The sequence below is a fragment of the Paraburkholderia sp. BL27I4N3 genome (assembly GCF_003386115.1).
In the GTDB taxonomy this organism is placed as follows: domain Bacteria; phylum Pseudomonadota; class Gammaproteobacteria; order Burkholderiales; family Burkholderiaceae; genus Paraburkholderia.
In genome coordinates, this window is record NZ_QREJ01000001.1 from 3,761,081 (window position 1) to 3,781,451 (window position 20,371).

At 62.8% G+C, this 20,371-nt stretch carries 21 protein-coding genes; 11 read left to right on the top strand and 10 right to left on the bottom strand.

The features are described 5' to 3' along the window. Positions 1 to 60 precede the first annotated feature (60 nt). The 4 genes from B0G71_RS16960 to B0G71_RS16975 all read right to left on the bottom strand — a co-directional run bounded on the left by B0G71_RS16960 (position 61) and on the right by B0G71_RS16975 (position 3,386). Positions 61 to 1,338 carry an MFS transporter gene (locus B0G71_RS16960; RefSeq protein WP_116148680.1) on the bottom strand — a complete coding sequence of 426 codons (1,278 nt, stop codon included), beginning with the start codon at positions 1,336 to 1,338 and terminating at the stop codon, positions 61 to 63. Positions 1,339 to 1,616: 278 nt separating this feature from the next. Then, the gene (locus B0G71_RS16965) at positions 1,617 to 2,186 is read right to left on the bottom strand and encodes a YceI family protein (RefSeq protein ID WP_116142873.1); all 570 of its coding nucleotides are present in this window, start codon (positions 2,184 to 2,186) and stop codon (positions 1,617 to 1,619) included. A 67-nt stretch (positions 2,187 to 2,253) separates the two neighbouring features. Then, complete coding sequence (locus tag B0G71_RS16970; RefSeq protein WP_116142875.1) at positions 2,254 to 2,817, bottom strand: YceI family protein; 564 nt, start codon at positions 2,815 to 2,817, stop codon at positions 2,254 to 2,256. An 8-nt stretch (positions 2,818 to 2,825) separates the two neighbouring features. After that, entirely contained in the window at positions 2,826 to 3,386 is a 561-nt protein-coding gene (locus B0G71_RS16975) for a cytochrome b (RefSeq protein ID WP_106281928.1), read from the bottom strand. Positions 3,387 to 3,805: 419 nt separating this feature from the next. Here B0G71_RS16975 and B0G71_RS16980 point away from each other — a divergent pair, with 419 nt between their 5' ends. The 7 genes from B0G71_RS16980 to B0G71_RS17005 all read left to right on the top strand — a co-directional run bounded on the left by B0G71_RS16980 (position 3,806) and on the right by B0G71_RS17005 (position 10,766). Further along, positions 3,806 to 4,579, top strand: coding sequence for a paraquat-inducible protein A (locus tag B0G71_RS16980; RefSeq protein ID WP_116142877.1), 774 nt, complete (start codon positions 3,806 to 3,808; stop codon positions 4,577 to 4,579). A 7-nt stretch (positions 4,580 to 4,586) separates the two neighbouring features. Further along, positions 4,587 to 5,261, top strand: a complete 675-nt coding sequence (locus B0G71_RS16985; protein ID WP_116142879.1) for a paraquat-inducible protein A — start codon at positions 4,587 to 4,589, stop codon at positions 5,259 to 5,261. Further along, positions 5,254 to 6,912, top strand: coding sequence for an intermembrane transport protein PqiB (locus B0G71_RS16990; RefSeq protein ID WP_116142881.1), 1,659 nt, complete (start codon positions 5,254 to 5,256; stop codon positions 6,910 to 6,912). Before B0G71_RS16985 ends, B0G71_RS16990 begins: the two co-directional genes overlap by 8 nt. After that, positions 6,909 to 7,640, top strand: coding sequence for a PqiC family protein (locus B0G71_RS16995; protein ID WP_116142883.1), 732 nt, complete (start codon positions 6,909 to 6,911; stop codon positions 7,638 to 7,640). Before B0G71_RS16990 ends, B0G71_RS16995 begins: the two co-directional genes overlap by 4 nt. Before the next feature lie 507 nt (positions 7,641 to 8,147). After that, a complete protein-coding gene (locus B0G71_RS17000; RefSeq protein ID WP_116142885.1) occupies positions 8,148 to 9,065 on the top strand; it encodes a hypothetical protein in 918 nt (305 codons plus the stop codon). Between the two features lie 115 nt (positions 9,066 to 9,180). Beyond that, positions 9,181 to 9,324: a hypothetical protein gene (locus B0G71_RS41395; RefSeq protein ID WP_158608118.1), complete on the top strand. Its 144-nt coding sequence runs from the start codon at positions 9,181 to 9,183 to the stop codon at positions 9,322 to 9,324. 149 nt (positions 9,325 to 9,473) lie between these two features. After that, a complete protein-coding gene (locus B0G71_RS17005; protein ID WP_116142887.1) occupies positions 9,474 to 10,766 on the top strand; it encodes a class I SAM-dependent RNA methyltransferase in 1,293 nt (430 codons plus the stop codon). A 92-nt stretch (positions 10,767 to 10,858) separates the two neighbouring features. Here the strand turns inward: B0G71_RS17005 and B0G71_RS17010 are convergent, their stop codons facing one another. The 3 genes from B0G71_RS17010 to B0G71_RS17020 all read right to left on the bottom strand — a co-directional run bounded on the left by B0G71_RS17010 (position 10,859) and on the right by B0G71_RS17020 (position 13,206). After that, positions 10,859 to 11,131, bottom strand: coding sequence for a ClpX C4-type zinc finger protein (locus B0G71_RS17010; RefSeq protein WP_116142889.1), 273 nt, complete (start codon positions 11,129 to 11,131; stop codon positions 10,859 to 10,861). 100 nt (positions 11,132 to 11,231) lie between these two features. Next, positions 11,232 to 12,002: a hypothetical protein gene (locus tag B0G71_RS17015; protein ID WP_147308684.1), complete on the bottom strand. Its 771-nt coding sequence runs from the start codon at positions 12,000 to 12,002 to the stop codon at positions 11,232 to 11,234. A gap of 247 nt (positions 12,003 to 12,249) precedes the next feature. Beyond that, positions 12,250 to 13,206 (bottom strand): M23 family metallopeptidase, encoded by a 957-nt coding sequence (locus B0G71_RS17020; RefSeq protein ID WP_220377324.1) that lies wholly within the window; start codon positions 13,204 to 13,206, stop codon positions 12,250 to 12,252. Between the two features lie 858 nt (positions 13,207 to 14,064). Between B0G71_RS17020 and B0G71_RS17025 the strand changes: the two genes are divergently transcribed. Then, positions 14,065 to 14,448 carry a VOC family protein gene (locus B0G71_RS17025; RefSeq protein ID WP_116142895.1) on the top strand — a complete coding sequence of 128 codons (384 nt, stop codon included), beginning with the start codon at positions 14,065 to 14,067 and terminating at the stop codon, positions 14,446 to 14,448. Positions 14,449 to 14,519: 71 nt separating this feature from the next. Then, entirely contained in the window at positions 14,520 to 15,260 is a 741-nt protein-coding gene (locus tag B0G71_RS17030; protein ID WP_116142897.1) for a YafY family protein, read from the top strand. Between the two features lie 114 nt (positions 15,261 to 15,374). Here B0G71_RS17030 and B0G71_RS17035 read toward each other — a convergent pair whose 3' ends face one another. The 3 genes from B0G71_RS17035 to B0G71_RS17045 are packed head-to-tail and all read right to left on the bottom strand — an operon-like array spanning position 15,375 to position 18,319. Beyond that, positions 15,375 to 16,829, bottom strand: a complete 1,455-nt coding sequence (locus B0G71_RS17035) for an NAD(P)(+) transhydrogenase (Re/Si-specific) subunit beta (RefSeq protein ID WP_116142899.1) — start codon at positions 16,827 to 16,829, stop codon at positions 15,375 to 15,377. Further along, complete coding sequence (locus B0G71_RS17040) at positions 16,829 to 17,161, bottom strand: NAD(P) transhydrogenase subunit alpha (RefSeq protein ID WP_106281949.1); 333 nt, start codon at positions 17,159 to 17,161, stop codon at positions 16,829 to 16,831. The genes B0G71_RS17035 and B0G71_RS17040 overlap by 1 nt, the downstream gene beginning before the upstream one ends. Before the next feature lie 15 nt (positions 17,162 to 17,176). Further along, positions 17,177 to 18,319 (bottom strand): Re/Si-specific NAD(P)(+) transhydrogenase subunit alpha, encoded by a 1,143-nt coding sequence (locus B0G71_RS17045; protein WP_116118988.1) that lies wholly within the window; start codon positions 18,317 to 18,319, stop codon positions 17,177 to 17,179. A 211-nt stretch (positions 18,320 to 18,530) separates the two neighbouring features. Between B0G71_RS17045 and B0G71_RS17050 the strand changes: the two genes are divergently transcribed. Further along, complete coding sequence (locus B0G71_RS17050) at positions 18,531 to 19,010, top strand: NUDIX hydrolase (RefSeq protein ID WP_116142901.1); 480 nt, start codon at positions 18,531 to 18,533, stop codon at positions 19,008 to 19,010. Between the two features lie 58 nt (positions 19,011 to 19,068). Continuing rightward, positions 19,069 to 20,214 (top strand): tRNA 2-thiouridine(34) synthase MnmA, encoded by a 1,146-nt coding sequence (gene mnmA / locus B0G71_RS17055; RefSeq protein WP_116142903.1) that lies wholly within the window; start codon positions 19,069 to 19,071, stop codon positions 20,212 to 20,214. The last annotated feature ends 157 nt before the right edge of the window (positions 20,215 to 20,371 follow it).

A 20,371-nucleotide genomic window follows, 5' to 3' on the forward strand; every position in this document is an offset into this window, starting at 1 on the left:
CGCCGCGTTTCTTCGCCGTCGCGCCGCCCTACATCAGAGCGAGACGGCACAGCGCCCGCTTCAGCGAAAGCCTAGCTTGCGACGCGCCGCCATCAACGCGACAAGACTCACGAGCGCGGCGAAAATGAGGTAGTAACTCGGCGCGGCCTTCGAGCCCGTCGCGCTGATCAGCCACGCGATGATGAACGGCCCGAAGCCGCCGAAGATCGTCACGGCAATGTTATAAGCCAGCGACATGCCGGTGGTACGCGTTTGCACCGGGAACATCTCCGAAAGCAGGCCTGGCAGCGCTGCGAAATATCCGGTCATCAGAAAGCCGAACACGATCTGCATGGCAATCAAGGTGCCGAAAGTCGGATGCGCGACCAGGTACACGAAGGCCGGGTAGATGAGCACAAGCAGCAGCAGCGCCGAGATCAGCATGATCGTGGTGCGCCCGTGCCGGTCAGACAGATGGCCAATCAGCGGCGAGAACACCATCTGAATCAGGCCGGTCAGCGCAATCGCCGCGAACGCCACCGAAGGCGCCAGTCCCAACTGCTTGACGCCGAACGTCGGCATGAACAGCACAAGATACGTCGACACCGTGCCGAGCACGACCACGCCAATCGCAACCAGCAGGCGCAATTTCTGGCCCGTGAAGGTGTCGCGCAGCGGCGTCCCGGTGGTTTCGGCCGCGAGAAACTCGGGCGTCTCGTCGAGCTTCGTGCGGATGTACCACGCGACCGGACCGATCAGCAGGCCGAAGATGAACGGCACGCGCCAACCCCAGGAACCCATCTGTTCCGGCGAGAGCTTGCCGGTGAGCAGTACGCCAAAACCGGCGGCAAGCAGCGTGGTCAGGCCTTGGCTCGCCACCTGCCAGCTCGCAAAAAAGCCGCGCCTCCCCGGCACGTGTTCCGCGAGGAACGCGGTGGCGCTGCCGAATTCTCCGCCCGCCGAGAAACCTTGCATCAGACGCGCCAGCACGAGGATCACGGGCGCGGCGAGGCCGATACTCTGATAGGTTGGCAGAATCGCGATGATCAGCGTGCCGCCCATCATCAGCAAGATCGAGAGCGTGAGCGCCGCCTTGCGGCCGGCGCGGTCGGCATACGCGCCGATCACGATCGCGCCGAGCGGCCGCATGAAGAACGACACGCCGAACGTGCCGAGCGTGAGGAGCAGCGAGACCGTGTCGTTACCGGCCGGGAAAAACAGCTTCGCGATGATCACCGCGAAAAAACCGTACACCACCAGATCGAACCATTCCAGCGCGTTGCCGATCGAGGCCGCGACCACCGCGCGCCACGAATTCTGCCGGCTCCCCGCCAGGCTTGCTGCTGTCGTTGCGTTCATGCAGATCTCCGATTCGCGCGAAATATTATTCATGTTGGCATTACGCCTCAAACGCCCGACTGGATGCGCGCACAACCAGTACGGTGCCTGCGCTCTATGTACCCGAAAAAATAAACCGGCGCGAGTGCGGAATTGCGCGATGCCGCTGCGTAAGGCTTTCAGCGTTTCAAATGGGCAATAAAAAACCGCTTCGTCGCGAAAGCGAACGAAACGGTTTTTTTGTTGCGACGCAACGGCGACGCGACTGAAGACCTTGAATCAAACGCCCATGAAAGCGCTTATTGCTTGATGCCTTCGGATTGAATATGCAGCTTGGTGTCCATGCTGAAGCCGTACTTGGAGCCGAAATCCATGCCGTAATCGGCGCGGCTGAAATGCGCGCTCGCTTCCACGCCGCACACTTCGCGCTTGAGCACCGGATGCTGCATGCACTTGAACGACTCGATCTTCAGATTGAGCGGCTTGGTGACGCCGTGCATGGTCAGGCTGCCGACCACTTCGACAGGCTTGTCGCCGTCGAACTTGATATCGGTGCCCTTATAGGTCGCCGACGGATACTTGGCGACGTCGAAGAACTCGTTCGACTTCAAGTGCTCGTCGAGCTTGCCGTTGCCCGTATCGATCGACGCGGGATCGACCGTCACGTCTACCGTGCCGGTTTTCGCCGCGCGGTCGAGCGTGACCGTGCCGGAGCTTTTGGTGAATTTGCCGCGCCATACCGACATACCGCCGAAGTGATCCGCCTCGAAGCTCGGATACGTGTGGGTGGGGTCGAGCTGATAGGTATCGGCGGCCGCCAACGCGCCGAACGAAAAAGTCGAAGCCAGCGCGCCGACGGCGATCAACATGGATGTTTTCAATTCACGCTCCTAGGTTCTTGAAGAAAGCTGCCGCGCCCGAACCGCGCCGCGGACATCACTTATGTGCTGCAACGATATGAAATTTGATGACCACTTCGTCGGCGACTACCGAGGTGTCTTTCCATTCCCCGGTGCCGATGTCGAATTGCGAGCGCTTGATTGGCAATGAACCGTCGAAGGTTTGCACGGCGCCCTGCTGGGTCACCGTCACCGGCACCACCACCGTCTGCGACTTGCCTTTGACGGTCAGCTTGCCCGTCACCTTGAACTGGTTGCCGCCGGCCGGCGCGATCGCGCTCGAGACGAAAGTGGCGCTCGGATAGGTCTTCGCGTCGAACCAGTCCTTGCCGCGCACCTGGTCGTTGTAGCTTTCGTCGCCGAGATCGTAGCTGGCCACGTCGATGCTGAGCTGCGCGGTGCCGTCGGCCGGTTTTGCCGGATCGAACTTGATCTGCGCGGTGAACTTGCCGAACTTGCCTTCCACCGGCACGTTCATCTGCTTCGAGGTGGCCGTCACCGAACTCTTCGCGACGTCGACTTGCGCCAAGGCGCTGCCTGCCACCGTCAGCGAGGCCGCAGCGAACGCGGCGAGCATGTAGCGATAAAACGAAACCTTCATGGTTGTCCTTATTTGAGGAAAGGGAGCATGCGTGAGAGCAGGCCGTCGCGGTCCAGCCATTGATGCTTGAGCGCGGCCACAACGTGCAACGCGACCAGCACGAGCAAGGTGTAATTCAGCGTGATATGCACGTTCTTCAGCAGTTCCTTGAGATGCGGATCCGGCGCGATCAGGCGCGGCAGCGGAATCAGCCCGAGGTACACCACCGGGATATTGGCCGCCGAGCTGTACAGATAGCCCGAGGCGGGAATCGCGATCATCAGCAGGTACAGCAGCAGGTGCACGAGATGCGCCGCGCCGCGCTGCCAGACCGGCATGCGGCGCGGCATCACGGGGGCCGCATGCGTGGCGCGCCACAGAATGCGCAGGACGGCGAGCGCGAACACCGTCACGCCGATCCATTTGTGCCACGAGAAGTACTTCAGCTTGGTGGGCGTGAAGCCGGGAATATCGGTCATCACCCAGCCGAGCGCGAAGCCGCACACGATCAGCAGCGCGATCAGCCAATGCAGGGCGATGGCAGTCCGCGTGTACGACTCGCGGCTGGCGAACGAAGGATTGAGTGCCATGACAGGTCAACGCAAGCTAAGAGAGGTTAACGGCGCAGCCCGCACTGCTATTCCAGCCTTCGATGCACATGGCATCGACGCGTATTACGGGACCATGCCGGTTGCGGCACGCGCCAAGGCGGCCATGCTACCCCAATCGGAAAAAACTGGCTGCGGGCCGCTGACGCGCCGCGGATCGGCAGTTTCTTCGCCCACGTCGCCGGCATTGAACAATTGGGGACGGAGGCTGTCAGAGTTATACCGATTGCATGTAGGATCAACCGTCAGCTGAACAGGCCGCCCCGCCCGCGGTCCGCAGCCCATGCGACGGTCCGTGCGACGTCCGGGCGCGTTTTGGTACTATTGCTCCACCTTTTTTATCAGACCTGCCATAGAACGGGCATTGCACGCCTCCCCTCACACCGTCGGCCCCTTGCTCTATGGACCATGACAACCTGATTGCGTGCCATGAATGCGATACGCTGTTCCGCAAGCCGCGGCTTGTCGGGCGCACGGTCGCGCGCTGTCCGCGTTGCGGGGCGACGCTTTACAGCGGCGTGGCCCGCAAGCTCGACGCCATCAGCGCAATGACGCTCGGCGCGCTGATCACTTTCCTGATCGCGCAGGGCTTCCCGATCGTCGAACTCGAAACCAATGGCATCACCTCGCAGACCACGTTGTTCGGCGCGCTCGTCGCGCTGTGGGGCGAAGACATGCAGATCGTCGCGGTCATGGTGTTCTGCTCGACCATTCTGTTTCCGCTGACTGAGCTCCTTGCACTGCTCTATGTGCTGATCCCGCTGCGCGCGGGTTATGTGCCGCCCGCCTTCAATCAGGTGCTGCGCGCCATTCAGTTCGTGCGCCCGTGGGGCATGATCGAAGTGTTCATGCTCGGCGTTCTGATCACGATCGTGAAGATGGTCAGTCTCGCGCGCGTGATTCCCGAAGCGGCGCTGTTCGCGTTCGGCGTGCTGACACTGATGTTCGCGGTGGTGGTCACATTCGATCCGCGCATTCTGTGGGACCTCGCCGACGAACTTGGCGACCGCAGCCAGCGCCCACTGCCGCGCACCTCCGCCGATAGCGCGGCGGCCGCCGTCAGTTCGGTCGCCGGCCCGCCCGCGCCGGCCGAATTGCACACCGCCGCGGCGCCCGACGTGCACACTGCACCGTCCGGCTTGCCGCCGGTGCCGCCGACGCCACGTCGAGGATGAGCACGCGATGAAATACGTCACCGCAAGACGTGCCGGTCTGCTTAGTTGCCACGCATGCGGACGCGTCGAACCGCGCATCCGCTCCGTCACGCCGCAGCACTGCGCACGGTGCGGCTCGCGCCTGCACTCGCGCAACCCTGACAGCCTGATGCGCACGTGGGCGCTGCTGATCGCCGCGGCGCTCCTGTATATTCCCGCGAATCTGCTGCCGGTGATGCACACCTCGTCGCTGCTCGGTTCCGAAGACGACACCATCATGAGCGGCGTCGTCTATTTCTGGACCTCGGGCGACTGGCCGCTCGCGGTGATCGTGTTCATCGCCAGCATCATGGTGCCGATGCTCAAGCTGAGCGTGCTCGTGCTGCTGACCGTCACGGCGCAGCGCCGTTCGCGCTGGCGGCCCGAGCAGCGCACCACGCTATACCGGATGGTCGAACGGATCGGGCGCTGGTCGATGCTCGACGTGTTCGTCGTCACACTGACTGTGGCGCTGGTGCGCTTCAAATCGCTTGCCGTCATCACGGCCGGCCCCGGCGCGATCGCCTTCGGCTCGGTCGTGATTCTGACCATGATGGCCTCCATGCAATTCGATCCACGGCTCATCTGGGATAGCGTGGAAGGCAGCGTGGAAGGAAGCGCGAACGGCAGTACCCAAAAACCTCAGGACCTCAAACATGACTAGCCCGCAAGAACCGACGCCCGCCTCCGATGCGCCGCGCAACGATTCGAACGGACCGAAGCTGCCGCCCCAACTCCCGGACCCTGAAATTGAGCCGCGCAGCCGCTGGCTGCCTTCGCTCGTCTGGGTGATTCCGCTGATCGCCGCGCTGATCGGCATCGCGCTCGTGATCAAGTCGGTGACCGAGAAAGGCCCGACCATCACGATCAGCTTCGTGAGCGCCGAAGGTCTCGAGCCCGGCAAGACCAAGGTGAAGTACAAGGACGTCGATGTCGGCTCGGTGAAGACCATCACGCTGTCGAAAGATCTGTCCCACGTGCTCGTGCAGGTGCAGTTGACCAAGGAAGGCGAAGACTTCGCGGTCAAGGACTCGCGTTTCTGGGTGGTGCGGCCGCGTATCGGCGCGAGCGGCGTGTCGGGTCTCACCACGCTGCTTTCGGGCGCGTACATCGGGGCAGACGCCGGCCACTCGCCGGATAGCGAGAAGAATTTTGTCGGCCTCGAAACGCCGCCGCCCATTACCGGCGACCAGAAGGGCCACCAGTTCGTGCTGCACGGCGACTCGCTCGGCTCGATCGACATCGGCTCGCCGATCTTTTACCGGCGCGTGCAGGTCGGCCAGGTGGTCGGCTTCTCGCTCGACAAGGACGGCACCGGCGTGACCATGCAGGTCTTCGTGTCCGCGCCGTTCGACCAGTATGTCGGCACCAATTCGCGCTGGTGGCATGCGAGCGGCGTCGATCTGCGGCTCGATTCCAGCGGCTTCAAGCTGAACACACAATCGCTTGCGACGGTGATCGTGGGCGGCTTGTCGTTCCAGTCGCCGCCGGGTCAGGGCGTGGGCGCGCAGGCGCCGAACAACATGACGTTCCGCCTCGGCTCGGACGAAGCGGATGCCATGCGCGAACCGGACGGCGTGCCGTTGCGTGTGGTGATGAACTTCAACCAGTCGCTGCGTGGCTTGTCGATCGGCGCACCGGTCGATTTCCGCGGCATCGTGCTGGGCCAGGTGACCAATATCGGCATCGACTACGATCCGAAGACGCGCAGCTTCACCATGCCGGTGACGATGAACCTGTACCCCGACCGCCTCGGCAAGCGCTTCCGCGAAACGGCGCCCGCGCCTGGCAGCATGGCGGGGCAAACCATGCTGCAAGCGCTCGTCAAACATGGTCTGCGCGGCCAGTTGCGCACGGGCAACCTGATTACGAGCCAGTTGTACGTGGCGGTGGATATCTTCCCGAAGGCGCCGCCGGCAACCGTCGACGTAACAAAGGATCCGCTCGAACTGCCGACGATTCCGAACACGCTCGACGAGTTGCAACTCCAGGTCGCCGACATCGCGAAGAAGCTCGACGCGGTGCCGTTCGATCAGATCGGCAACAACCTGAACAGCGCGCTGAAGAACGCCGATCAACTCTTCACGCGACTCGACAAGGAAGTCGTGCCGCAGGCTCGCGACACGCTCGCGGCGGCCAAGCAAACCTTCGGTTCAGCCGAAGCGACGTTGCAGCAGGACTCGCCGTTGCAGTCCGATGTTCATCAGGCGTTGCAGGAATTGACGCGCACATTGCAGTCGCTGAATGCGCTGTCGGATTATCTGGAGCGTCATCCCGAGTCGCTGTTGCGCGGTAAAACAGGAGATAAACCATGATGTTTGCCCGGCTCCCCAGCCCGCCGCGCGGGCTCGTGCGCGGCGCTGTCGTTGCAGGCGCGCTGGCCGGTATGGCAGCGCTGGCCGCGTGCTCGTCGCCGACAAGCCGCTTCTATACGCTCGGTGCCGACAGTGCCGCCGGATCGGCTGCGCCGGTCAGCGCGCAGACCACGGCGGCGCCGGCATGGCTGATTGAAGTCGCGCCGATCGACGTGCCGCCGCAGGTGACCAAGAATCAACTCGTCGTGCAAACGGGGCCGACGCAGGTTCAGGTGCTCGAACAGGACCGCTGGGCTTCCTTGCCCGGCGACGAAATCCGTCGCGCGCTGTCGACGAATCTGACGGAGCAATTGGGCACCATCGACGTGTACGGCACGGCGTATCCGGATTCGACGCCGGTGTATCGCGTCAGCATGAATGTGCAGCGCTTCGAGTCATGGCCTGGTTCGCATGCGTTGATCGATGCGGTGTGGAGCGTGCGGGCCGTGCGGAGCACGACGGTGATGACTTGCCGCAGCGTGGTGAGCGAGCCGGTCAGCGGCGGATATGACGCGCTGGTGGACGGGCACCGGAAGGCGTTGCAGGAGATCTCCACGCAAGTGGCTTCGGCGGTGCGGGCCATGGCGGCGTCGGCTGCGCAGGCCCGAGGGAATGCGACGACGAAGGGCGCGGTTGCGTCCGCGCCGCCGTGTCCGTCGAGCGCTGGCAGCGCGGCGACCGGCGCTTGATCGATCGGGCACGGCGCAACGCCGTTGCCTGTTTGCCCGTGGCGCGCGAGGCGCGATCACGGGCTTTCGCAGGTTTGTAGACGGCGCGCCTCTTGCGGGCTTGCGCGCCCGTCGCGAATGTAGCTCTCCTTCTCCAGCTTTTATCCGCCAGCAACGCCGTGTCCGGTTGCCGCGCGCGCGTCGACGACCGCTTCCGACACGCCTGTGCGAGTGGTTCCAATACCATCTACCAGGCGGCTATCCGAAGTCGCCGGCGGCGAAGCATGCCTCAAGTCACATTTTCCGAATCCATCCGCTGCACCATTAAGCGGCGCAAAAAGTGCGTCAATTCTGCTCATCGATAAGCACTAGCCGAGGGCAGTTCGATCGTTCATGCCGTCGTCAAGGTACTAATTACTTTTATTACATTTACGAGGCGCACTTTTTACTGAATAAATAGCCACGTTTTGTGGCTTAGCCTAATCTAGGAATATTCAGACGTTTGAAACTATTTCGCTGGAGACGATCATGCGTCACCGCGCACATGCTCTGCCGCCGACGCCTCGCATCGTCGTCTACGGTCTGGCCTTTTCAGACAGTCGAGGTGCCTTGCGATTCTTCTTTGTCAGCGGTCTGCTCCGCACGCCCGGCTTCGGCGTGATCGAGCATGTAGCGTGGCTGCGAAGCATGCATCCGGCGTTATCGCAGCATCTCGCGCTGCTGGAGAGTAACGCCGCGTGCGCGGTGCGCGCCGTGATCCTTCGCGAGTGCGATGCTCAGGCGGAATGCGCCGGCCTTCCCTTCAAGGCGCAACTGGATGACAACGTGCGCTTTGAGACCATCCGTCTGACGCGCGGCGGCCATACGCTGCTCAACATGCGCTGCGGAACGGTGGCCGAACGGGCAAGCCTGAATGCCGATGTCGTCGGCGTAGCAGTTCTGTGTGCGGAAGATCTCGCGGTCCGGCGTGAATTATTGGCGAAACGTGCGTCGCACACTGCCCTGCGCACCAGCGCGATTGTGCTGCTGCGCAGGGAATGGGAGCGCGGCCGCCATCACCCGCTCAACACCCGGGCATTGTGTTTCCTGTTCAGCCGTGCGTTTCCGTCCGCGTGGCGCCGGCTCGCGCAACTGCCGGAGATTGAAATGCCGGCGACGAATGCGACACCGGCCGAGGCGCTGTGCCTGCTCATGAACCAGGCCCGCGCGGCGCGCGTGTCTGTGCCCGCAAACCCGGAATGCGCAGACCGGCCCTTCCGCAGAAGGGGTATTGCCGCGACGAACCAGATCAAGTCCGTGTCCGGCAACGACTCGTTGCGGATAGAGAGCGATGAACCGACGCTCCAACACGAAGGAAGGCGAAACGGCACGCGGCGCGACCGCGCCGTGAACCGGCATCTGGTTTTAGTAAAGGCGCGGCCGTCCTCGTTAGCGAGCCGACCATGATCGATGCTCACGCTTGCAGACACGCGATAGCCAGACAACCGCGGCAGCCGGGCAAAACTCAATTGGTTAGGCGCCCGCGACACGATGACATTCGTCATCGTCAACAAATCAGACCTTGGCGCGGGATACCCTGCAGATCGGCCGCTATCGTCTGACGCCGCTCGGGTCGGCTGCCTATGGCGCGCCGACCGTGTTCTACAACGTCGCCCTGTTCACCCTGAATAGCCGCTGCTCGCCGGCGGTGGATTCTGGCGCATGACGGGCGCCCGCTGCGATGCCCCTGACCTTCGCGCTTTGCTTTATGCGCTGCGACCGACGCGCCGCCGCATGCCACCCAGGACATCGCGCATGGCGGCCCACCCCGACCGCGTACAATAGCGCCTTATCCAACGCCTTCCGGCAACCTCAATGTCCTTCGATTTCTTCCTCCCTTGCCCACGCGGCCTTGAAGCCTCGCTCGCGGCCGAACTCGCCGAAATTGCAGCGAAACACCTGAATGGCGCGCCGTTCACGGCCGGCACACAAGTGCCGGGCGGCGTGCATTTCCGCGGAGGCTGGGCTGCCGGCATGGCCGCCAACCTGTATTCGCGCCTCGCGAGCCGCGTGCTGCTGAAGATCGCGCACCGCCCGTATCGCAGCGAGCAGGACGTGTATGCGCTTGCGGTCGAGCAGCGTTGGGAACAATGGTTCTCGGCAAATGAAACGCTGCGCGTGGACGTCACCGCGATCAAATCGCCGCTGCGCAGCCTCGAATTCACGACGCTGCGCGTCAAGGATGCGATCTGCGATCGTCTGCGCGAAGTGAGCGGGGCGCGTCCGAACATCGACACCGCCATGCCCGACGTGCGCGTGTTCGCCTTTCTTACGGCCACCGATTGCACGCTGTACCTCGACACCTCGGGTGATCCGTTGTTCAAGCGCGGCTGGCGGCTCGACAAGGGCGCGGCGCCGCTGCGTGAGAATCTGGCCGCGGGCATTCTGCGTCTGACCGGCTGGACCGCGGGCACGCCGCTGTACGACCCGATGTGCGGCAGCGGCACCTTCCTCGCGGAAGCGGCGCAAGTGGCGTTGAATATCGCGCCGGGCGCGGAACGGCGCTTCGGCTTCGAGAAGCTCAAACAGTTCGAAGCCAGAACCTGGCAAACGCTGAAGGCCGCCGCGCTCGACGCCAAGCACGCCGCGCGCAGTTCGCGCGCCGATCTGCAAATCTTCGGCAGCGATATTTCCGGCGACATGCTCGACAAGGCGCGCGCCAACTTCCAGCGCGCCGGCTTGCCGAACATTCCGCTCAAACAGGTCGACGCGCGCAGCATGACGCCGCCGACCTCCGATGCGGGTATTCTCGTCGCCAATCCGCCGTATGGCGAACGGATCGAAGTGCGCGGTCGCAATGCTCGCGGCGAGCTTCGCGAAGGCCGTGGCAATCGTGAGAACCGCGAAGACGAGGGCTTTCGCCGCGTTCAGGAAGAAGCGCCGGACAGTGAATTTTTCCAGTCGCTCGGCGATGCGCTCAAGCAGCGTTTCACCGGTTGGCACGCGTTCATCCTGACGTCGGATCGCAAGCTGCCGGGTCAGTTGCGTCTGCGTGAATCGACCAAGACGCCGCTCTTTAACGGCGCGCTCGAATGCCGGCTGTTCCGCTTCGATCTGATCGCTGGCAGTGTGCGGCAGCGGCCGCAGAGCGATACGCCTGCGGCTTGAGGCCGGTCACTCGCTCGTCGTAAAACCTGGAACGTGGTGGACGCGGGGTCGTGGTCGAGCACCGATCGCCGCGCGATCGTGCCGACTCCGCGTCATGATTTTCCGTGTCGTCGAGCAGATTTGGCGCGTTGTTCGGCTCTCGACGCAAGTTCCTTCGTAGCACGCGCCGTCGCAATGGCGAGCACGGCGGCAACCGACGCGACGGCGGCAGCACTGTGACGTTGCCGTGCGTCCATGGCCTTCATGCAGATTTCGATGCATGCTCCGCAGATCGCCACATTTTTCGGTCCGATGATGATCGTCATGGCTTCGCACTCATCCGATCCGCAAAAGTTGCACACCCACTTCCCGTCGCAGGTTTTCATATTCGTTCACCCTATAAGAGGTGCACTCCACCGCCACGCGAGCCTGCAGGGCGGGTTCCGCGAGACGTGAAATCGCGCTCGCGCGTTCGGCGCTGAAGGACTACGCGGCGCTGCGCTCCGCGATCCGATGATTGCCAATTCGTTCGACTTCGCAGAGCCCGTTGATCACGCAGAGCTGACCAATCAATCCCTCGTGGGTCAGGCCTGCGCCGAGAAGCTGTTCAGCGGTGATACAACCACTCGTACTGCCGATGAACACCCAGTACTGCAATGGCGCGTTGCTAAAGCCGATCTCTCCGGCGTCGACGATTACGCCGAAATATTTCTGTGCGCGGTAGTGATCGGGGCGAGCGTTCTTGTCGTCGTCCGCCTTCCATTCTTCAGTGAAGCTGTCGTAACGATTCGCGCATAGGGCGACGAAGCCGTATCGCCAGGCGTTATTGAACATCGTTTCGAGAAGTACCTGCCATGCGCCTTTATCGCAGTCGAGGAACGCGTGCATGAGGCAATCGATATCGTCGGCGAACAACCATTCGTCCGACTGCGCGAGGGATGCCGCGGTTTCGTCTCCGTCAATACTGATGGCGAATCGCGGACGTCCGATCCGGTCGACGTACTCCTCGAATTGCGCGCCGCTCGTGAGAATCGATCTAAAGACGTGCGCTGGGGTATTCATCATTTTCGGCACCTCACGCTGTTTCGCGTTTGAAACAATCCGCAAATAGGAAGCTACCGTAATTATCGTATGCAGAAAAGAAGTGATTGTAAATTGAATGGACTGTGCGATAGCGAAGAGCCCACAAGTACGGTGAACGCGATTAGCGGCTGAATGAAATTCGCCGTAAAGAAATGTCCAAAGATCGGTCTGCAAACTGTTTGCGCACTTGATTGCTTTTCGATCAGTCAGTGAGTACTCTGAATTTGGATGAGCCGAAAACCGTGCTCCTCGTAACGCGATCAGGCGCTTCCCCGAGCGCCGTTATCCATTGGTCGCGAACGAATTGCGCCCGCCGTAGGCGGGCGTTTTTTAAGCAGGCAGCGTCGAACACGCAGCGGCGTGTCGCTGCGCGCAAACGCATCTCCACTACAAGGCACTGCGGATGATCAGCACTTCTGCATTATCCGCGCGCAGGCGGCGCGATCGATGCACTACGTGTCGCAGCAGGCAGCGACGCCAACTGCTCTCGCGCAATGCCTGCAACACGATCGAAAGCCGCGCGATCACGAGCCGCTAACGGAGCCGCACTGAAACGGCTCGTCAACTTGAGTGGATCGGTCGGCTCGTTGTTCAGCCGCACCTCGAAATGCAGATGTGGACCGGTCGTCACGCCGGTCTGTCCCACTGCACCCAGTTGCTGCCCTTCACTCACGTGCGAGCCAACTCGCAAACCACTGGAGAAGGCCGAAAGATGCGCATAGTACGTCGTATAACCCTGCGCGTGGCGCAACACCACGTGCTTGCCGTAGCCGCTGCCATCGGCGCCGATGAATTGCACCGTCCCCGCACATGCGGCAACGACCGGCGTACCCACGTGCGCGGTCAAGTCCACGCCGGTATGGAACAAATGCTCGCCCGTCACCGGGTGAATGCGATAACCGAAAGGCGAACTGATGCGGACATAGTTCAGCGGCATCGCGAAGGGCTGCGCCGCGAGGCGCGCGCCATCGAACGAAAAATAATCGCCATCCGTGTGCCCTGGCGCCACGAACCAGACCGCGCTGTACGTGTGTCCTGCCAATGTGATTTCGACGGCACTCACACGCTTGCGTTGTGAGGCGGTTCCAGCGCTGCCCGTAGGTCCATAGACGATGCGATAGCCGTCACCCGGCTGAGCGCGAGTCGACTCGTCCAAGCGCCCCGCAAAGATCCGCCGCAGTTGTGCAATCAGATCCGGAGGCAGTCCGGCTGCCACCCACGTATCGTGCAAACTGCCCTTGATCTGGCCGGTGTAGGTGCCGACATCGGCAGTCGGCATCACGAGCGAGCTTGCTGCGGAAAGCGTGCCGCCGCTGACGTCGGCAATGCTGAGCGCCCGGCCTCGTCGGCTGCACCACAACCCGCCCTGCCCATCCATGTATGAGTGCCGTGGCCGTTGCCGCACCAGCCACATGCGGATCGCACATGCCCGGTTTCGCGCGGCAAATCGATACGAGAACGGACTCGCCTGGCGATAACACGAAGGCTGGCTTTGCATGCAAATCGGCTTCCATGAGAGGCCGTGTTTGAGTGCCACCGGATTGAACCAGAGCGCCGGCAAGCGGCGCCGGGACTGCGGTGCGGTTCGACAAAAACGGATGCGCGCCCAGCATGTCCCGCTCCACTGCAAAACCTTCCGTACCGGCCGATGCGGCCTGGCGGAGCGTCTTCGCCGCAGCACCCGACGCGACAGGCGCGCCCAACACGACCATGGTGCCGCCGAGCAAGACAGCACTCGCGGATGCACCCAGCGGGAATTTGCGTTTGACGTGAGCCGCACGGCTCATGTCAATGGAGTTGACCTGCTCGCGCGCGAGGATGTTACGTAGAAAAAACCACATCACGTAGGAATCTCGCGGTTGAAAACAGAACGCCGCGGGCTTGAACGAAGGTGCGTTGACACCTGGAAATGGTGCGGAACAGATGAGCTTGCAACCAGGGAAGGTTGCGGCATCGGAGAGCACAGCCCGACAACAGAAGCAGTCAGGTTACCGGTAGGCTTTTACAAAAAACATGGCATTCGTCCTAAAAGCGGGCAGCGCGACGAACAACCGCGCTTTGCTGATGTGGCGCGCGCTACTGGGGAGAAATCCGTTTCTCTATCGGACTAGTCACCGCCGCGTTCGTGGCTCCTGCCATCTCCTACTGACACCACGCTGTCAGTAGCACCCCCGCACACTCCTTCTCACGCCATCCGGCGCTTTGCACGGCTTACCGCCATCCACAGGAGAGTGACATGTCCGCATCATCCAAAGTTGTTGCGTGGTTCGAGATTCCGTCCGTCGATTTCGATCGTGCCGTCCGTTTCTATGAAGCGGCGCTCGACGTCAAACTGAATGTCCAGGAAATCGGCGGCCAGCCGATCGCCGTGTTCGGCTACGAGGAACCGGCCACGGGCGGCGCGATCGTCCATAGTCCGTCGATGACGCCCACCGGCGACGGCGTGCTCGTCTATCTGAACGCGCGACCGACCGTCGATGCCACGCTCGCGCGCGTCGAGCAAGCCGGCGGCAAGACCGACGGTCCGGTGATCAAGCTGCCGCAAGACATCGGCTTTATCGCGTTCTTCACCGATACGGAAGGCAACCGCCTCGGCCTGCATTCGCGGACCAACGGTTAAACCCAACGCAACGCAACGCTCGCGCGCGGCGGCCGGTGAGCGCCGCGCGCGAACGCCGACCGGAGCGCGGCATGCGGCGCTATCATCGCGGAACTGTCCCCGTCCTCTTCTACAAGACGCCCACGATGACGCGCCGCGCCGACCGCCTGTTCCAGATCGCCGAACTGCTGCGCGGACGGCGGCTGACCACCGCGCAACAACTTGCCGACTGGCTGCACATCTCGCTGCGCACGGTCTATCGCGACGTGCGCGATCTGCAACTGTCAGGGGTGCCGATCGAAGGCGAGGCCGGCATCGGCTACCGGCTGAGCCGCACGGCAAGCCTGCCGCCGCTCACCTTCACCGCCGACGAACTGGCCGCGCTCGCCGCGGGCGCGCGCATGCTCGAATCATGGGGCGGCGCCGGCTTTGCGGGCGGCGCGCGCGGGGCGCTTGCCAAGATCGCCTCGGCCATGCCCGCCGACAAGCGTGCGGCATTGGAAAGGCTCGCCGTCTTCGCGCCGTCGTTTCACATCAAAGGGGATTTTTCCGCGCAGCTCGACGCGCTGCATCGCGCGATCGACACGCGACATGTGGTGAGCTTTGCCTACGTCGATATGAACGGCGCGGCGACCGAGCGCCGCGTCTGGCCGCTCGCCCTCGCCTATTGGGGCGCGCGCTGGACGCTTGGAGCGTGGTGTGAATTGCGCGGCGATTTCCGCAATTTCGGGCTGGAGAAGATGGAGAATCTTCAGGTGCTCGAACAGTATCCGGATCAGGAAGGAAGGCGGCTTGCAGACCTGTTGCGGCATGTGAATGCGAAGCCGCGATAGGGCCGCTGTATCGAACCGGTGGAGACAAAACCGCCTTTGAGCACGAGGCTTCCAGCAGACAACCCAGCGGTTCGCGGCCGCTTGAAAAGCGGGCCGCGAACTTCGAGCACGCCGTTATTCCACCGCTTTCACCATATCCTCGATCACCTTCTTCGCATCGCCGAACACCATCATCGTCTTGTCCATATAGAACAGGTCGTTGTCGAGCCCGGCGTAACCCGCCGCCATCGAGCGCTTGTTGACGATCACCGTGCGCGCCTTGTACGCCTCGATGATCGGCATACCCGCAATCGGCGACTTCGGATCGGTCTTCGCCGCCGGGTTCACCACGTCGTTCGCGCCGAGCACCAGCACCACGTCGACCTGACCAAACTCGCCGTTGATGTCGTCCATTTCGTAGACCATGTCGTACGGCACTTCGGCTTCGGCGAGCAGCACGTTCATGTGCCCCGGCATCCGTCCGGCAACAGGGTGAATAGCGTACTTCACCTCGATGCCCTTCTCGACCAGCTTGTCGGTCAACTCCTTCAACGCATGCTGTGCGCGCGCGACCGCCAACCCATAACCCGGCACGATCACCACGGTTTCAGCATTGCCGAGCATGAACGACGCATCATCCGCGGAGCCGGATTTCACCGGACGCTGCTCCGCCGACCCGCCCGCCGCAGCCGCGCCCGGCTCATTGCCAAAGCCGCCGAGAATCACGTTGAAGAACGAACGGTTCATCGCACGGCACATGATGTACGACAGAATCGCACCCGAGGACCCCACCAGCGAGCCCGCGATGATCAGCATCGGATTGTTCAGCGAGAAGCCGATGCCCGCCGCCGCCCAGCCCGAGTACGAGTTCAGCATCGACACCACCACCGGCATATCCGCGCCGCCGATCGGAATGATGATCAGCACGCCGAGCACGAACGCGATCAGCGTCATGATGATGAACGGCAGCCACGATTGCGTGAGGAAGAAGATCACGCCGAAGCCGAGCATCGCGAGCGCAAGCAGCAGGTTGATCAGATGCTGTCCTGCGTACACGACCGGCGCGCCCTGGAACAGCCGGAACTTGTATTTGCCCGACAGTTTGCCGAACGCGATCACCGAACCCGAGAACGTAATCGCGCCGACGAACGTGCCAATGAACAGCTCGACGCGATTGCCGTAAGGCAGGAAGCCCGGCGCGGTGTTCTCCGGATCAACAAGACCGAACGCGGCCGGCTCAGACACCACCGCATACGCAATACACACAGCGGCAAGACCGATCAGCGAGTGCATGGCCGCGACCAGTTCCGGCATCTTGGTCATCTCGACGCGAGCCGCGACGAACGCGCCGACCGCACCGCCGACCACCAGCGCAACCAGCAGCAGACCCAGCCCCAACCCGAGATTCGAACCGAGCCCATTAGCCTGCTTGACGATCAGCGCGATGGTCGTGAGGATCGCGATCGCCATCCCCGCCATGCCGAAGGTATTGCCGATGCGCGCCGTCTTCGGATTCGACAGCCCCTTGAGCGCCTGAATGAAACAGACCGACGCGACCAGATAAAGCAGCGTGACGACGTTCAGACTCATTACGCGTTCTCCTTGGCCGACTTGTCTGCAATCAGCTTCTTCGGCTCTTTCTTGCGGAACATCTCCAGCATTCGCCGGGTGACGAGAAAGCCGCCGAACACGTTCACTGCCGCGAGCGCGACCGCCAGCGTGCCGAAGAACTTGCCGGGCGTGCCCAGAGTGAGACCCGCGGCGAGCATCGCGCCGACGATCACGATCGCCGAGATCGCATTAGTCACGGCCATCAGCGGCGTGTGCAGCGCGGGCGTGACGTTCCAGACCACGTGGTAGCCGACATAAATCGCCAGCACGAAAATGATCAGGTTGATGACGGTGTGGTTGATGACTTCCATGTCCGCACTCTCCTCTTAGGCCTTGCGCGTGACTTCGCCGTCACGGGCCAGCAACGTGGCCGCGACGATATCGTCCGCGAGATCGATGTTCAGGGCGCCTTCCTTCGTGATGATCAGCTTGAGGAAGTCGAGCAGGTTGCGTGCGTAGAGCGACGATGCGTCGGCGGGCACCATCGAGGCCAGATTCGTATAACCGACAATGGTCACGCCGTGCTTGATGACGACCTTGTCCGTCTCGGTGAGCGGACAGTTGCCGCCGCGCTGGCCTTCGTACTCGGCGCCACGGCCTGCAGCAAGGTCGACCAGCACGGAGCCGGGTTTCATTGCCTGCACGGTGTCGACCGAGATCAGCGTCGGCGCGGCGCGGCCCGGGATCAGTGCGGTGGAAATCACCACGTCGGCCTGTTTGGCGCGTTCGTGGACCAGCGCGGACTGACGCGTGAGCCAGGAAGGCGGCATCGGCCGTGCATAGCCACCGACGCCTTGCGCGGCTTCGCGTTCCTCGTCGGTTTCGTAGGGCACGTCGAGAAACTTGGCGCCGAGCGATTCGATCTGCTCTTTTACGGCAGGACGCACATCGGAGGCTTCGATCACCGCGCCCAGGCGCTTGGCGGTCGCAATCGCCTGCAAACCGGCCACACCTGCGCCGAGAATCAGCACGCGGGCCGCCTTCACGGTGCCGGCGGCGGTCATCAGCATCGGCATGAAGCGCGGATAAAGCGTGGCGGCCAGTAGAACCGCCTTGTAACCCGCGATATTTGCCTGCGAACTCAAGACATCGAGGCTCTGTGCGCGTGTAGTGCGCGGCGCGGCCTCTAAAGCGAACGCCGTGACGCCCGCCGCTGCCAGCTTTGATGAGTTTTCGGTATTAAACGGATCGAGCATGCCGACCAGCGTCGCGCCGCGTTTAAGCAGCGGCAACTCGGCATCGGTCGGCGACTGGACTTTCAGGACGAGATCGGCGCCGAAAGCGGTCGCCGCGTCGACGATCTCCGCGCCGGCGGCCGTAAAGGCATCGTCTGGAAAGCTGGCGCCGGTGCCGGCGCCGCTCTGGATCGTGACCCGGTGGCCCTGGGTCACATACTTCTTGACCGTTTCGGGCGTCGCGGCGACGCGGGTTTCGTGCGCGCGCGTCTCGGCTGGCACTCCGATGTGCATCTTGTTCCTCCTCGACTTCCTGTTTTACGACAGATCGGCCGACGAGGCACGCCGGCTTGCAGGTGCAACGGCTAACGCCTCACTTTAACCGAAAGAGGGGGGTGCGCAGAAATCGGGGACAATCCGGGGTTGCACGGCGGGCGGGGTCGGCCAGACCGCGCGCCGCCCGCTTCCCGGCAGGCGAGGCCCATAACCGGTAAAATGCGCACCCATGAAACCGGAAACTTGGCTGCCGCACGTCACCGTAGCGGCCATTGTCGAGCGTGACGGGCGCTTTCTCGTGGTCGAGGAACATACCGCCGACGGCCTGCGCCTGAACCAGCCCGCCGGCCATCTGGAAGCGGGCGAGACGCTGGTGGAAGCGGTGATCCGCGAAACGCTCGAGGAAACGGCCCATCCGTTTACGCCCGAGGCGCTGGTGGGCATGTATATGACCCATTTCGAGCGGCCCGGCAGCGAGGGCGTCACCTACCTGCGCTTCACCTATTGCGGCGCGGGCGGCGAAGCTGATCCACAGCGCGCCCTCGACCCCGACATCGTCCGCGCGTTGTGGATGAGCGCCGACGAATTGCGCGCCTGTCCGGAACGGCACCGCACGCCGCTCGTCATGCAATGTCTCGAAGATTATCTTGCGGGCCGGCGTTTCCCGCTCGACTTCGTGCACACGCATTCGGTCGGGCCAAAAAGATAGCCGCAACGCGCGGCCAACCCACGATCCATGAAGTCACGCGGCACCCAGTGAGCATCTTATGAGCAAGCAGAAAGTCGTAGTAGGCATGTCGGGCGGCGTCGATTCGTCTGTTACCGCATGGCTGCTGAAGGAACAGGGCTACGACGTGGTCGGCCTGTTCATGAAAAACTGGGAAGACGACGACGACAGCGAATACTGCTCGACGCGGCAGGACTGGATCGACGTGGTTTCGGTGGCGGACCTGATCGGCATCGACGTCGAAGCGGTCAACTTCGCCTCGGAATACAAGGACCGCGTGTTCGCCGAATTCCTGCGCGAGTACTCGGCCGGCCGCACGCCGAATCCGGACGTACTCTGCAACGCCGAAATCAAGTTCAAGGCGTTCCTCGATCACGCCATGTCGCTCGGCGCGGAGACCATCGCGACCGGCCACTATGCGCGCGTGCGCGAGAACAACGGCCGCTTCGAACTGCTGAAGGCATTCGACCATTCGAAAGACCAGTCGTACTTCCTGCATCGGTTGAATCAGGCGCAGTTGTCGAAGACGCTGTTTCCGCTCGGCGAGATTCCGAAAACCAAAGTACGCGAAATTGCCGAGCAGATCGCGCTGCCTAACGCGAAGAAGAAAGACTCGACCGGCATCTGCTTTATCGGCGAACGGCCGTTCCGCGACTTTCTGAACCGCTATCTGCCGACCAAGCCCGGCCCGATGAAAACCACCGACGGCAAAGTGGTCGGCGAACATATCGGCCTCGCGTTCTACACGTTCGGCCAACGCAAGGGCATCGGCCTCGGCGGCAGCAAGGACGGCAGCGGCGAGCCGTGGTTCGTCGCCGGCAAGGACATTGCGTCGAACACGCTGTACGTCGCGCAGGGCCACGATCATGCGTGGCTGCTCAGCCATACGCTGTCCGCGGGCAACACGAGCTGGGTGGCGGGCGAGCCGCCGGCGGACGGTTTCGCGTGCGCAGCGAAGACCCGTTACCGGCAAGCGGACGCGCCGTGCACGTTTAGCAGCGCGGGCAGCGGCGAAGGTCTCTTCGAGCTGAATTTCGACGCGGCGCAATGGGCTGTCACACCGGGGCAATCTGCGGTGCTCTACGATGGCGACGTGTGCCTCGGCGGCGGCATCATCGAACACGCGGTCACCGGGCAGCCGGTCGCGCGCGAGCCGCAAAAAGCGGCGTTGCTGAACGCCCGTTGAGCTTCGCGTCCGATCGTGCGGCAACACAGCGTGGCGCCACACGCCGCAACTTCACGTTTCGACCTGCGCGGCACGTGGCATCCACGCGCTCGCTCTTCCTGCCGCAACCAGCTTCACCATAACAAGCAGTCGTTCGTTTTCCTTCGCGGCGGATTCC

Coding starts and splice junctions, on each gene's coding strand:
- B0G71_RS17045 (WP_116118988.1), bottom strand. CDS start 18,319: ATGCACATCGGAGTGCCAGCCGAGACGCGCGCGCACGAAACCCGCGTC.
- B0G71_RS17005 (WP_116142887.1), top strand. CDS start 9,474: ATGTCCTTCGATTTCTTCCTCCCTTGCCCACGCGGCCTTGAAGCCTCG.
- B0G71_RS16990 (WP_116142881.1), top strand. CDS start 5,254: ATGACTAGCCCGCAAGAACCGACGCCCGCCTCCGATGCGCCGCGCAAC.
- B0G71_RS16970 (WP_116142875.1), bottom strand. CDS start 2,817: ATGAAGGTTTCGTTTTATCGCTACATGCTCGCCGCGTTCGCTGCGGCC.
- B0G71_RS17040 (WP_106281949.1), bottom strand. CDS start 17,161: ATGGAAGTCATCAACCACACCGTCATCAACCTGATCATTTTCGTGCTG.
- mnmA (WP_116142903.1), top strand. CDS start 19,069: ATGAGCAAGCAGAAAGTCGTAGTAGGCATGTCGGGCGGCGTCGATTCG.
- B0G71_RS17010 (WP_116142889.1), bottom strand. CDS start 11,131: ATGAAAACCTGCGACGGGAAGTGGGTGTGCAACTTTTGCGGATCGGAT.
- B0G71_RS17025 (WP_116142895.1), top strand. CDS start 14,065: ATGTCCGCATCATCCAAAGTTGTTGCGTGGTTCGAGATTCCGTCCGTC.
- B0G71_RS17050 (WP_116142901.1), top strand. CDS start 18,531: ATGAAACCGGAAACTTGGCTGCCGCACGTCACCGTAGCGGCCATTGTC.
- B0G71_RS16965 (WP_116142873.1), bottom strand. CDS start 2,186: ATGTTGATCGCCGTCGGCGCGCTGGCTTCGACTTTTTCGTTCGGCGCG.
- B0G71_RS16960 (WP_116148680.1), bottom strand. CDS start 1,338: ATGAACGCAACGACAGCAGCAAGCCTGGCGGGGAGCCGGCAGAATTCG.
- B0G71_RS16985 (WP_116142879.1), top strand. CDS start 4,587: ATGAAATACGTCACCGCAAGACGTGCCGGTCTGCTTAGTTGCCACGCA.
- B0G71_RS17000 (WP_116142885.1), top strand. CDS start 8,148: ATGCGTCACCGCGCACATGCTCTGCCGCCGACGCCTCGCATCGTCGTC.
- B0G71_RS16980 (WP_116142877.1), top strand. CDS start 3,806: ATGGACCATGACAACCTGATTGCGTGCCATGAATGCGATACGCTGTTC.
- B0G71_RS16975 (WP_106281928.1), bottom strand. CDS start 3,386: ATGGCACTCAATCCTTCGTTCGCCAGCCGCGAGTCGTACACGCGGACT.
- B0G71_RS16995 (WP_116142883.1), top strand. CDS start 6,909: ATGATGTTTGCCCGGCTCCCCAGCCCGCCGCGCGGGCTCGTGCGCGGC.
- B0G71_RS17030 (WP_116142897.1), top strand. CDS start 14,520: ATGCGGCGCTATCATCGCGGAACTGTCCCCGTCCTCTTCTACAAGACG.
- B0G71_RS17035 (WP_116142899.1), bottom strand. CDS start 16,829: ATGAGTCTGAACGTCGTCACGCTGCTTTATCTGGTCGCGTCGGTCTGT.
- B0G71_RS17020 (WP_220377324.1), bottom strand. CDS start 13,206: ATGGATGGGCAGGGCGGGTTGTGGTGCAGCCGACGAGGCCGGGCGCTC.